Source organism: Salinisphaera orenii subsp. orenii MK-B5, assembly GCF_003788635.1.
Classification (GTDB): domain Bacteria; phylum Pseudomonadota; class Gammaproteobacteria; order Nevskiales; family Salinisphaeraceae; genus Salinisphaera; species Salinisphaera orenii.
Genome location: NZ_AYKH01000017.1, coordinates 1 through 16,283 on the forward strand (window position 1 = coordinate 1; position 16,283 = coordinate 16,283).

The 16,283-nt window shown below is 67.6% G+C and carries 11 protein-coding genes; 1 reads left to right on the plus strand and 10 read right to left on the minus strand.

Features of this window, described 5'->3' with window-relative positions:
* From SAOR_RS09625 to SAOR_RS09650, 6 genes are all read right to left on the minus strand, one after another.
* A partial coding sequence (locus tag SAOR_RS09625; protein ID WP_123631241.1) for an FAD binding domain-containing protein occupies positions 1-582 on the minus strand: 582 nt, incomplete at its 3' end.
* Positions 569-2,929, minus strand: coding sequence for a xanthine dehydrogenase family protein molybdopterin-binding subunit (locus tag SAOR_RS09630; protein ID WP_123631242.1), 2,361 nt, complete (start codon positions 2,927-2,929; stop codon positions 569-571). The genes SAOR_RS09630 and SAOR_RS09625, both read right to left, overlap by 14 nt.
* Positions 2,926-4,200, minus strand: a complete 1,275-nt coding sequence (locus tag SAOR_RS09635) for an amidohydrolase/deacetylase family metallohydrolase (protein ID WP_123631243.1) — start codon at positions 4,198-4,200, stop codon at positions 2,926-2,928. Before SAOR_RS09635 ends, SAOR_RS09630 begins: the two co-directional genes overlap by 4 nt.
* A 352-nt stretch (positions 4,201-4,552) precedes the next feature.
* Complete coding sequence (locus SAOR_RS09640; protein WP_123631244.1) at positions 4,553-5,053, minus strand: MarR family winged helix-turn-helix transcriptional regulator; 501 nt, start codon at positions 5,051-5,053, stop codon at positions 4,553-4,555.
* 143 nt (positions 5,054-5,196) lie between these two features.
* Complete coding sequence (gene hpxZ, locus SAOR_RS09645) at positions 5,197-5,598, minus strand: oxalurate catabolism protein HpxZ (protein WP_123631245.1); 402 nt, start codon at positions 5,596-5,598, stop codon at positions 5,197-5,199.
* Complete coding sequence (locus tag SAOR_RS09650) at positions 5,595-6,878, minus strand: amidase (protein WP_245965434.1); 1,284 nt, start codon at positions 6,876-6,878, stop codon at positions 5,595-5,597. The genes hpxZ and SAOR_RS09650 overlap by 4 nt, the downstream gene beginning before the upstream one ends.
* Positions 6,879-7,102: 224 nt before the next feature.
* On the opposite strand from SAOR_RS09650, the gene SAOR_RS09655 reads away from it, so the two are divergent.
* Entirely contained in the window at positions 7,103-8,686 is a 1,584-nt protein-coding gene (locus SAOR_RS09655) for a gamma-glutamyltransferase family protein (RefSeq protein WP_123631246.1), read from the plus strand.
* A 177-nt stretch (positions 8,687-8,863) separates the two neighbouring features.
* Here the strand turns inward: SAOR_RS09655 and glmS are convergent, their stop codons facing one another.
* The 4 genes from glmS to SAOR_RS09675 are packed head-to-tail and all read right to left on the minus strand — an operon-like array spanning position 8,864 to position 16,256.
* Positions 8,864-10,687, minus strand: a complete 1,824-nt coding sequence (glmS, locus tag SAOR_RS09660; protein WP_123592175.1) for a glutamine--fructose-6-phosphate transaminase (isomerizing) — start codon at positions 10,685-10,687, stop codon at positions 8,864-8,866.
* Positions 10,688-10,739: 52 nt separating this feature from the next.
* Positions 10,740-12,116, minus strand: a complete 1,377-nt coding sequence (gene glmU / locus SAOR_RS09665; RefSeq protein ID WP_123631247.1) for a bifunctional UDP-N-acetylglucosamine diphosphorylase/glucosamine-1-phosphate N-acetyltransferase GlmU — start codon at positions 12,114-12,116, stop codon at positions 10,740-10,742.
* Between the two features lie 28 nt (positions 12,117-12,144).
* On the minus strand, positions 12,145-14,655 hold the full coding sequence (gene mdoH / locus SAOR_RS09670; RefSeq protein ID WP_123631248.1) for a glucans biosynthesis glucosyltransferase MdoH: 2,511 nt from the start codon (positions 14,653-14,655) through the stop codon (positions 12,145-12,147).
* Positions 14,652-16,256 carry an OpgD/OpgG family glucan biosynthesis protein gene (locus SAOR_RS09675; RefSeq protein WP_123631249.1) on the minus strand — a complete coding sequence of 535 codons (1,605 nt, stop codon included), beginning with the start codon at positions 16,254-16,256 and terminating at the stop codon, positions 14,652-14,654. The genes mdoH and SAOR_RS09675 overlap by 4 nt, the downstream gene beginning before the upstream one ends.
* Between the last annotated feature and the right edge of the window lie 27 nt (positions 16,257-16,283).

The following is a 16,283-nucleotide window of genomic DNA, read 5'->3' on the forward strand; positions in this document are numbered from 1 at the left end:
GAGCGCGAACTCGCCGGTCTTGCGGCAGAACTTGCGATAGGACCAGCCCGCCTCGGCAGACAGGGCCGGAACGCGGACGCCGACGAGTATCTCGCCGGCCTCGAGCCGGGTCTCGAAGGCCGAGACCATGAATTCGCCGGCGGCGATGCACCGGCTGCCGTTCGGCCCCGTGATGTCCAGGGTCGCACCGAGCGCAGCCAGGGCGGCGATCCAGTCGGCGGCCGGATCGGCGTGGCAGAGGCTGCCGCCGATCGTGCCGCTGTTGCGCACCGCGCGATAGGCGATGCCGCGCGCGACTCGGGCGAGCATGCCCCGGGTCACGTCATCGATAAGCCCGTCCTCGATCGCGGCATGGGTGACCAGTGCACCGATCACCAGGTCGTCGCCCTCGATGCGCGCGCCCTTCAAAGCCTCGATAGACGCGATGTCGACCACGCACTCGGGCTGGGCGAGGCGCAGGTTGAGCATCGGCCCGAGCGACTGCCCGCCGGCGATCGGCTGGGCGAATTCGTTCGCCTGCAGTGCCGCCACGGCGGCGTCGACGCCCGTGGCCGGCTCGATCCGGTAATCAATCGCTTTCATGAGCGGCCTCCCGCAGCGCGGCCATCACCCGTTCGGGACTGATCGGCACGCTGTGAATCTCGGCGCCGAGCGGTGCGAGCGCGTCATTGACGGCGTTGGCGATGGCCGCCGGCGGCGCGATCGCCCCGCCCTCGCCGATGCCCTTCTGGCCGAAACGGCTGAACGGGCTGGGGGTTTCCATATGATCGAGGATCACGGCCGGCATTTCGGCGGCGCCGGGCACGATGTAGTCGGCCAGTGTCGAGGCCAGCGGCTGGGCCTCGCCGTCGAACGGCATTTCCTCGTAAAGGGCGGTGCCGATGCCCTGGGCCAGCCCACCGAGCAGCTGGCCCTCGACGACCATGGGGTTGAGCAGCACGCCGCCGTCCTCGCAGATGGCGTAATCCAGCAGCTTCACCGCGCCGGTGGCCGTGTCGACCTCGGCGACGCAGGCGTGGGTGGCGTAGCTGAAGGTGCCCATGTCGGGCTTCATCTTGTAGCCGGCGACCAGGCCGAGGCCGGCCGGGTCGACGTCGTCCGGTAGCCGCTGGGGCGCGCGATACCAGGTGTGCGCGATCTCCCTGAGCGTCATCGAGCGGCTGCGATCACCGCTGATCACTTCACCGTTCTCGAAGACCAGTTCGTCAGCGGCGACATCCAGCAGATGGGCCGCCAGATGGCGCACGCGCCCGGCGAGCTTCTCGCAGGCACTGGCCACCGCGCCGCCGGCCATGACCGCGCAGCGCGAGCCCCAGGTGCCGGTGGAATACGGCGAGCTCGCCGTGTCGCCGTGCAGGATGCGGACGTTCGCCGGATCGATGCCCAGAACCGTGTTCGCGACCTGAGCCATCGTGGTTTCCATGCTCTGGCCGTGCGAGTGCACGCCGATCTGGAGCTCGAGAATGCCGTCGGTCGTCATCCGGGCGTTGCACTGCTCGTAGCCCGGCACCATCGGAATGCCCCAGCCGTGATAGACCGAGGTGCCGTGGGCGCCCTGCTCGCAGAAGGTCGCCAGCCCCAGACCGATGCGGCGCGCACCGGTCGTTTCGGCCTGGCGCCTGCGCCAGCCGGGCCAGTCGAGAGCGTCGACCGCGCGGTGCATGCAGGCGATGTAGTCGCCCGAGTCGAACAGTTTGTCGGTGATGTTCGTGTAGGGCATGTCGTCGGGCCCGACGAGACTCGCCTCGCGCAGCTCGAACGGCTCGATGCCCAGTTCGCGCGCCGCGATATCCAGCATGACCTCCAGCGCGAAGCAGACGCCGGTGCGGGCCACGCCGCGATACGGCAGGATCGGCGGCTTGTTGGTGGCCGCCGAGCGCGTATGACAGCTGTAGCTGTCCATCTTGTACGGTCCCGGCAGGATCGAGCCGACCTGGGCGGCTTCCAGGCAGGCCGAGAACGGATACGACGAATAGGCGCCGGAATCCACGATCGCGTCGCAGTCGATCCCGGCGAGCCGGCCGCTGCGTTCGACGTGCACGGTGATGTCGTAGGCGTGTTCGCGGCAGTTGGCATTGGCCGACAGATGCTCGCCGCGGTCCTCGATCCAGCGGATCGGCCGGTCCAGCTGCATCGCCAGCCAGGCGCAGCAGATCTCTTCGGGCAGAAGGATGCCCTTGTAGCCGAAACCGCCGCCGACGTCGGGCGAGTCCACGCGCACCCGGCCTTCGTCCAGACCCAGGCATTCCGCCAGCCCGGTCCGATTGATATGCGGCATCTGAGCCGATGTGGTCACCTCCAGCCGGTCCAGCCGGTGATCCCACCGGCACACGACACCGCGGCCCTCGAGCGGCACCTGGCACTGGCGCGAGGTGGAAAGCTGCCGACGCACGGAGAGCACGTCGTCGCCCGGCGAGGTGCCGGCGTCGACCTGGGTTTCGAGAAACACGTTGGAATCCCAGTGCTCGTGCAGCCTGCCCTCGGCGCGACCGTCGGCGGCGGCGTGCATGTCGGCGACCACGGGCAGATCCTCGTAGTCGACGAACACCTGCTCGGCGAGATCCTCGGCACGCGCCCGGCTCGGCGCGACACACATCGCCACCATCTCGCCGACGAAACGGACCTTGTCGCTGGCCAGCGGGTATTGCTCGGACGTCTGGAAGCCCGGCAGCTTAGAGGCCGCCACGATCGGCTTGACGCCGGCCATGTCCGCCATGGTGTAGACCAGCGACTCCCAGCCCTCGGGCTTGTCGATTCCGGCGATGCGGGCATGCGCGACCGGCGCCCGCACGAACGCGACATCGAGCATGTCGGGCATGCGGATATCCGCGACGTATCGGCCGCGGCCGGCCAGAAAGCGCGCGTCCTCCTTGCGCGCCAGCCGCGCACCGACGCCGCCGGCCGTGGTGTGTGGGGGCGCGCCGGTCATGCCGAAGCGGCCTGCGCCGGCGCGAAGTTCGGCAGCGTGGGCGCATCGGCGTCGAAGCGCTCGCCGCGACGAAGACAGAAACGCGGCGTGAGCATGCGCTCGGCGGTCACGCGGTGATCTTCGTTGTCGCGCAGCGTCCACTGTCCGCGCTCGTCGTTGAGCACGGAGACATCGCCCACCGCACCCGGGCGCAGGTGGCCGATCTCGTCAGCCATGCCGAGCATGCTCGCGGCGTTGGCGGTGACCATTGGCACGACCTGCTCCAGCGTGAGCCCGAGCGCGAGCATGCTCGTCATCGCCGATGTCAGCGAGAAACGCACGGCGCCGGCGAACATGTGATCGCCCTCCTCGGGGTCGGAGTGGACGTCCGGCGTGCCCGGCGGTGGCGCCACGCGCGTGTTGTAGCCGTGCATGTCCGCGCCGAGGGTGTTCGGGACGATGCCCGCGTCGAGGACCTTGCGGGCGACGTCGAAACTGAAGTGCGAGCCGTGGCCGACATCGATCTTCACGCCCTTGTCGATGACGTCGCGGATGAGTTCGTGCACCTGGCCGTGCTTGTCGACGAAGCCGCCCGGATGACGCGTGAACGGATGCGCCAGCACGTCGCCGGGCTTGACCAGCTCCAGCACGCTCGGAAAGATCGTGTCTGGATCGATGTCCATCGGATCTTCCGGCGAGGGCCAGAGCTGTCCGAAATGCAGATAGACGGGCATGTTCGACTGGCGTCCGATCTGCGCGGCCAGCTTGATCACGTCCATGCCCCAGCGCTGAAAGCCGCCCAGTTCGGCATGCGCCTTGATCCCCTTGACCAGATCGGGATTGGCATCGACCGACTTCGCGGTCGCGTCGATGTTCAGACACTCCGGCTGATAGAGCTGCGGGTAGTAGTGGCCTTCGAGCCCGCCGACGAGATAGGCGGAGATGAATGCCAGCACGCGGGTCTTGGCCGGCTCGGCGATGAAATGCCGAAAGCCCGGCAGCGTCATGCAGCTCGGCCCGCCCTGATCGACCAGCGTGGTCACACCCGAACGCACGCCCACCATGTCCGGGTCGAGGCCGAAGCGGCCAGTAACATAGCGATAGATATGGGCATGGGTGTCGATCATGCCGGGCAGCACGAGATTGCCCGTGCAGTCGATGACCTCGGCGTCCTCGGCGTAGGGCGCGTTCAGGCCGGTGACGATACCGTTCTGAATGACCAGGTCGGCCTGCTCATCCGTACCCGTTGCCGGGTCGACCACCCGACCGCCTTTCAACACCGTTGTCGACATTCTCGCTCCTGCCTATCCGAATCCTCGATGGGCCGGATAGCGCAAGGGCTGTGCCAGAGCGACTCGCTGCGGTCCTCGCAGACACCACAAGCAACTGATCAAAAAAGATTAAAATATTTAGAAAATAAGTGGTATACCCCGCATTTGATTGCTAAAGGCCGAGTGAAGGTCAGGTCATACATGCGCCAAAACAACGCCGCTGCACCAGCATGGGGGAACTATGTGGTGCACCCCGTATTTCGACAGAGCTTCGATCACGCGGCGGGGAGGTGCTGGTGAAACGATCAGACGATTCGACGCTCGGCCATCGCCGAAGCCCGCCCAAAGAACGGGCCTGGCCAGAACGGCCGACCTAGCGCAGACGGAAAGGCACTGTACCCAACTCGTTGTTCGCTTCGACCAGGCGCGCGAGGTACAGGACGAACAGGTCACGATCGGGGCCGTCGAGCGCTTCGATCGTGCGCTCGTGGGCGCGTGCTACCGCCTCGGTCATCCGGCGCACATGATTGCGCCCCTGGCGGGTTGCGCGGGTCAGACGTACGCGCCCGTCTTCGCGGCTTGGGCGGCGTTCGACGAGCTCGCGCTGCTCGAGCCGGCGCAGCACTTCGCCCACGCTCGTGCGTTCAAGCCCGATCTCGTGGGCCAGCGTCATCTGATCCATCTCGCCATGCTCGGCAAGAGCGGTGAGCACGCTGTATTGAACCGGGGTGATGTTGAAGCCCTCGGTTTCCTTGGTGAACAACGCGCTGTGAATCTGGTGCAGACGTCGAATGAGAAACCCCGGTCGAACCAACAGCGGCGAGCGCGCTTCGATATGAGCGAGTTCTTCGGCAACGTCGAAAGGATCGGGCATGGCAAGGGAGCACGCGTGGGGCAAAAGGTCGTCGACACCGCGACAGTCCAAAAGCCCGAACCGGGGCCGGGTGGTCGCGAATGCTCGGATAATCCGTCGGCGCTGCTTCGTCGACGGACTCACCCCGCGTTTTTACACACCCGTCAATTCTTTGGCAACGCAGACACGTGCGCCGAGACCACCCGCCAGCCGACATCGAAACGTACCCAGCACTGGCTCTGCCGGCCGATCGATACGCCGTTCTCGCTATCGCGCTCGAATTCGATACTGGCGGTCGCAAAATCCTCGCCGAACGTCGTGATAGCGAGCCGCCGTATCCGGCGATCGAGATTGGCGGGATCACGCGACTGGCGAAATGCCCGGATCTCGTCGTGGCCGTAGAGCATCTCGGTCGCCCCGTAGCGCACGGTGTGCTCGCTGGTCCAGAACAGCTCGTCGAGCGTATCGACATCGTTGCCGGTGAGCGCGGCTTCGTAGCGCATGAGCGCATCGGTGACTTCGGCAACGACGTCGCGCCGGTTGATCTGATCGGGCGACTGACTCATGCCAGCGCCATCTCGGGCGGCACCGGCACCCGGGGGCATACTCGCCCGGCCAGCTCGATCAGGCGCATGTCGCCGTTGCGACGCGTCATGATCGACAGCCCCAGTGGCAGACCCTCCTTCATCGCCAGCGGCAGACTCATCTGCGGCAGACCCGCCAGGCCCGCGCTGCACAGCAGCGACATTGCCTGGAACCGATATGTGGTTTCCAGGGCGGCATCGCCGCCACCGCGCGGCGGGGCCGGACGCGGTGTGGAGGGCAACACCACGACGTCATCTTCTCCGATCAGCGAATCCAGCCGGACCGTGATCTCGGCCCGGTGCGCCTGGGCGGCACGCAGCTCGACTTCATCGATGTGGGCTGCCTGTTCGATACGCTCACACACACCGGGGCCGAGTGCGGGCCGGGTCCGGGTCACCCAATCGCCAAGCGCCGACCACACGTCGGCGGCCTGAATGATGCGAAAGGTCTCGAACCAACGATCCAGCCCGTCTTCGGAAAGGCGCACTTCGCCTACTTCGCCGACCTCGGCGGCGAGTGTTTCCAGCGCCGGCGCGAAGGCCTCGGCAATCTCGTCGTCCACGGCTTCGAAAGCATCGGTGGCAATCAACACGCGTTTGAAGGGCCCATGCTCGCGCGCCTCGGGCAACAGCACACGTGCGACCCGTTCAAAGATTTCCGCGTCGCGCGCGAACCAGCCGATGCAATCGAACGCGTTGGCAAACCGCAGCAAGCCGTCTGTCGGTACGCGCCCGTGGGTGGTGCGCAGACCCAGCAGGCCGCAATAACTCGCCGGCACGCGGACCGAGCCGCCACAGTCCGTGCCGAGCGCGAAATCGACGAGCCCCGCGCACGTCGCCGCGGCCGAACCGCTGGACGAGCCGCCGCTCAATCGGTCGAGGCCCCAACTGTTGACCGGCGCCCCGTAATGGACGTTGTCGCCGGTCAGCGAATAGCACAGCTCGTCGGAGATCGTGCGGCCCACCAGTTCCGCGCCAGCGCCCAACAGTCTATCGATAGCGTCCGCGTTGGCCCGGGCCGGCGGATGCGATGCCAACCAGTCGGGCTGGCCGAACCCCGTACGTGTGCCCGCGATCTCGAATACATCCTTGGCCGCAAAACGCAGCCCGTCCAGCGCGCCGTCGCCGGTGGGCGCCAGTGCCGCCGGATTGTCGCGGCAGAAGGCGTGGACGGTATCTTCGATGACTGACATAGGGCTATCCAATGATTGCGCGCGGTGCACAGCGGGCGAGCAGGCCCGGTAGGCGTTCGATCTGGTCAAGCAAACGCGCCTATCCGGCACGTCTATTGCTAGCAAAGCCCGCGATGCGCCAACGCGCCGCGTGACGTCTCTGCACGCGGCGTTGTATGCAACCGACGTGCCAGCTACATTAGCGGCCGGCCGGAGGCATGTATTCGCGTCCGGCGGCGCGACAACCGTCCGCTCGCCGCTCAATCCGTGGCACGGTCCGTTCGACCGGCCCTGCAAGAATTGAAGGATTTTCCATGCTGCACAGTGCGAAAGGCCGTTACGGCTGTGTCACCGCTCCCCATCTGTCGGCGGCCCTGGCCGGGCGCGACGTGCTCGCGGCCGGCGGCAGCGCGATCGAGGCGATGGTCGCAAGCGCGGCCACGATTGCGGTGGTCTACCCGCACATGAACTCGATCGGGGGCGACGGTTTCTGGTTGATCCGCAAGCCCGGCCAGGCGCCGATCGGCATCTCGGCCTGCGGTCGCGCGGCCGCGCTGGCCACGCCGGACTGGTATGCCGGCCGCGGACACCACGAACAGATCCCGGCCCGCGGCGCGCAGGCGGCGCTGACCGCACCCGCGACGATCGCCGGCTGGCAAGCGGCACTGAACCAACTCGAACGCGAGCCGATGGCGCTGGACACACTGCTGGCACCGGCGATCGCCCATGCCCGCGACGGCTTCGTGACGACCGGCAATCAGGCCGCCTGTACGGCCGCCAAGGCCGACGAACTGCGCGACGTGCCGGGGTTCGCGGATAGCTTCCTGCCGGGCGGCAACGCCCCGCGCGAAGGCGATATCTTCTATCAGCACGCGCTGGCCGATACGCTCGAAACACTGGCCCGCGAAGGGCTGGACAGCTATTACACCGGCTCGCTGGCACAAACGCATGCCGCCTATCTGGAGGCGATGGGCTCGCCCCTGCGCGCGGCCGACCTGGCCCAATGCGCGGCCGACATCGCCGCCCCGCTGTCGACCAAACTCTCGGTGGGCACGATCTACAACATGCCGCCGCCGACCCAGGGCGTGTCGTCGTTGATGATCCTCGCCCTGTTCGACCGTCTGAAAGTGGCAGAGGCCGAAGGCTTCGATCATCTGCACGGCCTGATCGAGGCGACCAAGCAGGCGTTCATTCTGCGTAACGCCGAACTGGGCGACCCCGATCATATGAGCCGCCCGGCCGAGTCCTGGCTGGAAGCCGCACATCTCGATGAGTTGCACGCGGCGATCGACCCACGCAAGGCGCTCGACTGGCCGTACGAAGCCAAACGCGGCGACACCATCTGGATGGGCGCGACCGATCGCGACGGCACCATGGTGAGCTTCATTCAGAGCGTGTTCTGGGAGTTCGGCTCAGGGCTGGTGTGCCCGGACACCGGCGTGGCCTTTCAAAACCGCGGCGCCGGCTTTTCACTCGCGCCGGGCGCCAACCAGCTCGCGCCCGGCAAGCGCCCGTTCCATACCCTGAACCCGGCCATGGCCGAACTCGACGACGGCCGCGTGATGGCCTACGGCACCATGGGCGGCGAAGGCCAGCCGCAGACCCAGGCGGCGGTATTCTCGCGCTATGCGATGTACGGGCAGGGCCTGCAACGCGCGGTGACCGCGCCGCGCTGGCTGCTCGGCAAGACCTGGGGCGATGCCACCACCAGCCTCAAGCTGGAGAATCGTTTCGATCCGGCGTTGGTGGACGAACTCATCGCGACCGGCCACCAGGTGGAAATGATCGATGCATTCTCCGATCTGGCCGGCCACGCCGGCGCGGTCGTGCGTCATCCCAACGGTTACTGCGAAGGCGCCAGCGACCCACGCGCCGACGGTGGGGCCGTCACGCTCTAGGCTGTCGAATTCGTCGCGTTGTATGGATCTGGCGGCCCAGTCGGCTGCGCAGGCGTCGAAGGTTCCACTACCAAATTCGCCGTTGTCCCAAGCGACCGCGCTTCTTTCAAGCAATCGCTAAGCGAACCCAGCGATCGGGCCGACCGTCTTTTTCGATAACCGCGGGCGAACGCCACGCTATTCCACCGTCACCGACTTGGCGAGATTGCGGGGCTGATCGACGTCGGTGCCCTTGGCGACGGCGACGTGATAGGCCAGCAGCTGCAACGGCACGGTGTAGGCGATGGGCGCGAGAATGTCGTCGACGTGGGGCATGTCGAGGACGGTGATGCCGGGCCCGGTGTTGAGCCCCGATTCGGCGTCGGCGAAGACATAGAGCTTGCCGCCGCGGGCGCGCACTTCCTGGAGGTTGGATTTGACCTTTTCCAGCCACTCGTTGTTCGGCGCGATCGCGATCACGGGCATGTTCTCGTCGACCAGGGCGAGCGGCCCATGCTTGAGCTCGCCGGCGGCATAGGCTTCAGCGTGGAGATAGGAGATCTCCTTGAGCTTGAGCGCGCCCTCCATGGCGATGGGGTACATGGGCCCGCGGCCGAGAAAGAGCGCGTGCTGCTTGTCGACGAATTCCTCCGCCAGCTTGCGGATCGCCTCGTCGAGCTCGAGAACCGCGGCCAGCGCGGTGTCGACGCCGCGGATGTTCGCCGCCAGGGCGGCACGCTCGTCGGGGCGACGATCCAGCATGCCGGTGAGCAGCAGCAGACACAGCAGCTGGGTAGTGAAGGCCTTGGTCGAGGCCACGCCGATCTCCGGGCCGGCCCGCGTCATCATCACCAGGTCCGATTCACGCGTGAGCGAGGTCTCGGGCTTGTTGCAGATGGCGAGCGTGGCGAGATAGCCGTCCTCGCGCGACTTGGCGTAGCGCAATGCCGCGAGCGTGTCCGCGGTCTCGCCGGACTGCGACAGCGTCACGAACAGGCAGTTTTTCGGCACGACCGGGTCGCGGTAGCGGTATTCGCTGGCCAGTTCGACGTTGCACGGAATCCGCGACATGGCCTCGATCCAGTAGCGGGCCACGAGTCCCGCATGATGGCTGGTGCCGCAGGCGACGATGTGGATGGCCTCGACCCGCCCGAAAATCTCCTCGGCCGTCGGGCCGATGCTCGAGGCGAGGATGTCGCGCGCGGTGACCCGCCCCTGCCAGGTCTCGGCAAGTGCGCGCGGCTGCTCGTGGATCTCCTTGAGCATGAAGTGGCGGTAGCCGCCCTTCTCGGTCGCCGAGATCGACAGTCCGGATTCCTTGACCGGCCGCTCGACCACGGCGCCGTTGCCGTCGCGAATGGTGTAGTCCTCCGGCGTCAGGGTGACGAGATCGCCCTCCTCCAGATAGACGAAATTACGGGTGACCGGCAGCAGGGCGGCCACGTCGGAGGCCACGAAGTGCTCGCCGATGCCCACGCCGAGCACCAGCGGCGAACCGCTGCGCGTGGCGACCAGCGTGTGCGGATCGTCGCGGCAGACCACGGCCAGCGCATAGGCGCCGTCCAGCTCCGAGACGGCCGCCCGCACCGCCGTGGACAGATCGCCCGATTCGGCGAGATGGCTGTCGACCAGATGCGCGACGACCTCGGTGTCGGTTTCGGAGGTGAAGGTGTAGCCGGCCGCGGCCAGACGCCGCTGCAGCGGCTCGAAGTTCTCGATGATGCCGTTGTGCACCACCGCGACGCGGTCCGAAGAGACGTGCGGATGGGCGTTGTCTTCCGACACACCGCCGTGCGTCGCCCAGCGGGTGTGGGCCACGCCGAGGGTGCCGGGCCGCGGGCCGTCCTCGAGCTTGTCCGCCAGCGCCTGCACCTTGCCGACCGCGCGCACGCGATCGAGCACGCCCTCGTCGACCAGCGCCATGCCGGCCGAGTCGTAGCCGCGGTACTCGAGCCGCCGCAAACCCTCGAGCAGGATGGGTTCGACGTTGCGCTGGGCGCTGGCTCCGACTATTCCGCACATGCCTATGGGCCTCGTGAAAACGTTTCAGGTGGATCGGGCGGACGCGCCGCCGTCACTCGTGTTCGGGACTGTCCTTGGTCGGCCGCTGCCAGCCGGGCAGCGAGACCTGGCGCGCGCGCGACAACGTAAGCTGCTGCGCCGGCGCGTCCTTGGTGATCGTCGACCCGGCGCCGATGGTCGCACCGGCGGCCACGGCCACCGGCGCGACCAGCTGGACGTCGGAGCCGATGAAGGCGTCGTCGCCGATGGTGGTCAGATGCTTGTGGGCGCCGTCGTAGTTGCAGGTGATCACGCCCGCACCGACATTCACGTTGGCGCCGATCTCGGCGTCGCCCACGTAGCTCAGATGGTTGACCTTGCTGCCCTGACCGAGCGTGATCTTCTTGGTCTCGACGAAGTTGCCGATCTTGGCACGGTCGGCCAGACGGGTGTCCGGGCGCAGCCGCGCGAAGGGGCCGATCTGGCAACGCGCGCCGATTTCGGCGTGTTCGATCACGGTATGCGACAGCACCTGCGTATGGTCGCCGATGGTGCAGTTGCGCAGCACGCAGTAGGGGCCGATGTGCACGTTGTCGCCGAGGACCACTTCGCCCTCGATCACCGCGTCGATGTCGATGCGGGTGTCACGCCCCGCATGGAGCGTACCGCGCAGGTCGAAGCGCTCCGGATCGCGCAGGGTCAGTCCCGCCGCCATCAGCGTGTCGGCCTGGCGCCGCTGGAGCATGCGCTCCGCGCAGGCCAGATCGCGCTTGTCGTTGATGCCCTGGGTCTCGGCCACACTGCCGGCCTGGCCGGCCACGACCGGCACGCCGTCGGCGGCGGCCATGGCGATGCAGTCCGTGAGGTAGTACTCGCCCTGGGTGTTGTCGTTGGTCAGCCGCGACAGCCAGTCCCGCAGATGGCGCGCCTGCGCGCACATCAGCCCGGTGTTGACCTCGCGGATGTGGCGCTCGTCGGCGCTGGCGTCCTTGTCCTCGACGATGCCGACCACGCGGTTGTCGTCGCCCCGCTTGATCCGGCCATAGCCGGCGGGATCGTCCAGCAGCACGGTCAGCAGGGCGAGGTTGTCGGTACCCGCGGCCTCGACGAGATGCGAGAGCGTGCCCGGGCGGATCAGCGGCACGTCGCCGTAGAGCACCAGCACGCGGGCGTCGTCCGGCACGGCATCGATCGCCTGCATGACCGCGTGCCCGGTCCCCAGCTGCTGCGCCTGGAAGTCCCAGTCCACGTCGAGATAGCCGAGCGCGGACTGGACCTGCTCGGCGCCGTGACCGTAGACCACGTGGATGCGCGCCGGGTCCAGCGCCTGGGCGGACTCAACCACATGCTTGAGCAGCGGCCGATCGCCCAGCGGCTGCAACACCTTGGGCAGCGCCGAATTCATGCGTTTGCCCTTGCCGGCGGCAAGGACGACGATATGTAGGCTCATGCGTCCTTCGACTCGTTTGTTGCGGCGACTATACCGTGCCGACCGGGGCTTGCGTAGCCGTGCCGCGGTGCGGCTCGAGCGGCTCGTCGGGGGCCGAGGCCGTCAGCCGATCGGCCCAGGCCGCGGGCGCCTCGGCCCAGACCCGGCGATGCAGCCGATCCATGCGCGCCGGGTCGGCGAGCAGGATCCGCGTTTCATCCGTCGAGAGTGCGCCGGGCCCGTTTTCCAGAACCTGAACGAGCAGATCGTCGCGATAGCTGTCGAGCTCGGCGGTCAGCCGCCGCGCTCGACCCTGCAGACCGACATGCAGCGCATTGAGGGTAGGGTCGACGACGACCGCGGCGAAATCGGGCTCCACCGGGGCGTCGGCGAGCAGCGCCACCAGGCGCGACAACTCCGGGGGCGGATTGCGCTCCTCGGGGATCAACTGCAGATCGTGATCACGCAGCCAGACGCCGAGATCCGTGCGCGAAGTCAGTACGGTGATCGCCGGCGCAATCAGCAGCGGCACGAGGATCGGTGCCAGCCACGGCGCGAAACCGGGCGTGTACCAGAGCAGCAGCCCGCCCCATACGGCGGCAAGCACCATCCCCGGCAGATGAAAACGCAGCGCCCTAAGCCAGGCCACCTGGGCGTCCGCTCGCTGCTGGCTGTTCCATTTGACCTGCCGGCCGAGCAGCGTCGTGAACACGAACCGGGTGTGCGCCAGCATACGGATCGGCGCCAGCAACGAGGTGAGCACGATCTCGATCAGGGTGGAGCCGATCAGGCTGCCGACGCCGCCGAAATCGGCCTGACGCCCCCGCGCGATGATCATGGCCATGCCCAGGATCTTGGGCAGGAACAGCACGATCAGCGTCGCCACGAACAGGCTGACGGCCCAGATCGGCTGCCAGACCGGCCACTGCGGGAACAGCGCCCCGGCTACCGGAAAATAGTCCGGCGTGCGCAAGGCCTCGAGCACGGCCTCGCCGCTGGACAGCAGCAGGAAGATGAACCAGATCGCCGCCGACGTGTAGGCCATCACCCCGTTGGCGAACAGGGCGCGGTGGGCGGGCGCGAGATTGTCCGAGAACAACAGCCGGATATGCTGGATGTTGCCCTGACACCAGCGTCGATCGCGGCCGAGTTCCTCGAGCAGCGTGGGCGGGACCTCTTCATAGCTGCCCGGCAGATCGTAGGCGATATAGACCCCCCAGCCGGCGCGCCGCATGAGCGCGGCCTCGACGAAATCGTGCGACAGGATTTCGCCGGACAGCGCGCCGCGGCCGGGCAGGCGCGGCAGCGCGCAATGGGCCATGAACGGCGCGATCCGGATGATCGCGTTGTGGCCCCAGTAGTGGGCGTTGTCCAGGTGCCAGTAATGCAGGCCGGCCGCGAACATGCGGCCGTAGACCCGGGTCGCGAACTGCTGCACGCGCGCCAGCAGACTGGAGCGATTGACCGCGGTCGGCGGCGTCTGGATCAGGCCGGCGCCGGGGTTGGCCTGCATCCGGTCGACCAGCTGCGTGAGCGTCGAACCCGTCATGATGCTATCGGCATCGAGCACGATCATGTAGCGATAATGGCCGCCCCAGCGCCGACAGAAGTCGGCCAGATTGCCGCTCTTGCGCTTCACCCGTGCGCGCCGACGGCGATAGAACAGCCGGCCGAAGGCGTCGAGCCCCTGGCAGGCGTCGGCCCAGGCCCGCTCCTCGGCGGCGACGGTGTCCGGCTTGATCGAGTCGCTGAGCACGAAGAAATCGAACCCGTCGAGGCGACCGGTGGCCTCGAGCGACTCGTAGATCGCCCGCAGCCCCGCGAAGGTTCGTGACACGTCCTCTTCGTAGATGGGCATCACGATCGCCGTGCGGGCGCCGTCGTCGGGCACGGCCTCCGGCTCGGCTCGCACGAGATAGCGATCCCCGCGCCAGAGCACGAAGAACCCCGACAACGCCGTCCAGAAGCCGACGAGGATCCAGGCGAACAGGAGAAAGGCGGCACCCAGGATGACGCCCTCGAGCAGCGTGGCGCCGCGGTGGGGCAGCACCGTGGCCATATAGGCTGCAGCTCCGGCGGCCGGCAGCGCGATCATCAGCGCGAGCAGGATCTGGCGCCGGCGCACCACCGACTTCAGGCGGCTGGGCACCGCCCGTGGCAGGCGCCGCTGCGCCCGGCGCAGCCCCGGCCAGACCCGGGACAGGAAACGCCAGGGGCGGCGATCCACATCCGCCGGGGACATGGGCCACCGGTTCAAGCCCGGCATCGATGCGCCGCGGAACAGCCCGGCGCGCGAACGGCCCGCCGCCCGCGAGCGCAGCCCCGGGTAGGCGCCGTCCAGGCGCGCGGCCACGTCACGATCGTGGCCGTCGGCCGACGCTTCGTCGCAGGTGGCCGCGAGATGTCGGTACAGGCAGTCGAGGGCCTCGGCCCGATCGGCCGGGGCGTCCGCAACGACGCGTGCCCGCAGCTCGCGTCTGCGCGCGTCGCCGAGCCTCAGACGCGAGAGATAATCATCGACGGCCGCGAGGGGCGCAGCGCTGGCGGCGGCATCGGTCACGGCTTGAGCGCGTAGCTCCAGGTCTCCGTCAACGCGCCACCCTCCTTGCCGGCGAGGTAGGCGCGCAGCTCGAGGGGCGAGTCCAGCGAATCGGTCGGTACCAGAAACGTCAGGCGCCAGCCGCCGGTGTGGGGATTGCGCACCGCCTGAATGTTGTTGATGGTGGCGTCCCGTAGCGCGTTGACCCGGGGCTGCACGGCCGCGGAATCCTCAAGACCGCCGAGCTCACCGCCGACGAACTCGATCGCCACGCGAATGGTGTTGCGCGGCTGGCCCGGCACCGTCGCAGCCCGGCCGATGCGCGAGGCCTGCGCGTGGCCGAGCGAATTCGGGACCACGCCCTCGGTGCTCCACTTGATGTCATAGGCGTAGTGCAGCCGCTGGCCGGCCTTGACCGGCGCCTTCGGGATCCAGTACAGCGCGATGTTGTCGTTGACCTCGCTGTCCGAGGGGATCTGGACGAGTTCGAGGCGCCCGGCGCCCCAGTCGCCGTCGGGCGTGATCCAGGCATTCGGGCGCCGCTCGTATTCGTAGTCCAGATCCTGGTAGTGATCGAAATCGCGATCCCGCTGCAAAAGCCCGAAACCGCGGACGTTCTCCGCCGAGAACTGATTCATCCACAGCGTCTGCGGATTGACCAGCGGCCGCCAGAACCATTCGCCGTTGGCCGCCGATATCAGCAGGCCGTCGGAATCGTGCGCCTCCGGCCGATAGTCGTCGAGCCGGGACAGGCTGTTCTCGCCCCACATGAACATGCTGGTCAGCGGCGCGATGCCGAGCTTGTCGATCGCGTTGCGCGTGAACAGCGTCATCTCGACGTGCGTCACGGTCGCATCGCCCGGGTCAAGTTCGAAGCGATAGGCGCCCGCCACGCTCGGCGAGTCCAGCAGCGCGAACACGGTCATCGTGTCGTCGCCCGCGGCCGGCTCCACCAGCCAGAAGTCGGTGAAGGCCGGGAACTCCTCGCCGTCGTTGGACCCGGTATCGATGGCCAGACCGCGCGCCGACAGGCCGTAATGCTGGTCGGCGCCGAGGCCACGGAAATACGAGGCGCCGAGAAAGGACAGCACCTCGTCCATCTTCCCGGGGTGGTTGAGCTCATGCAGCAGCTTGAAGCCGGCATAGCCCAGGTCATCCGGAATGCGCTCGCGCATCTGGTCGTCCGGATAGCTGAACCGGTTCTTGTCGAAGGCGAAGCGGCCCTCGCCGTTGGCATTGATCAGCCGAATCGAGACCGGGTGGGTGTAATAGGAGCCGGGATGATAGAACATCGCCTCGAACGGACGGTCGCTGTCATGCCACAGCGCCTGGTCCCGCTTGAACTGGATGCGGTCGAGGCCGGCCCAGTCCAGCTCCTTGAGAAAATCGGGAATGCTCGGTGGTGCGGCATAGGCCTTGTCGGCCCGCGCCTTGGCCTTCGCCACCACCGCCTCGTAGCCGAACGCCTCTCCGGTGGCGCCGGCCTCGGACGCCGAGCCATCGCCGCTCTGGCCCTGCTCGGCGGCAGCGGACGAATCCTGCGCGATCGACAGCGGCGCGATCGCCGCCAGACCGAACACGACACACCCCCACAGCAGGCCACGTGACCAACGCCTTTTCATTCGACACTCCAATGATGTGTGGCCCCC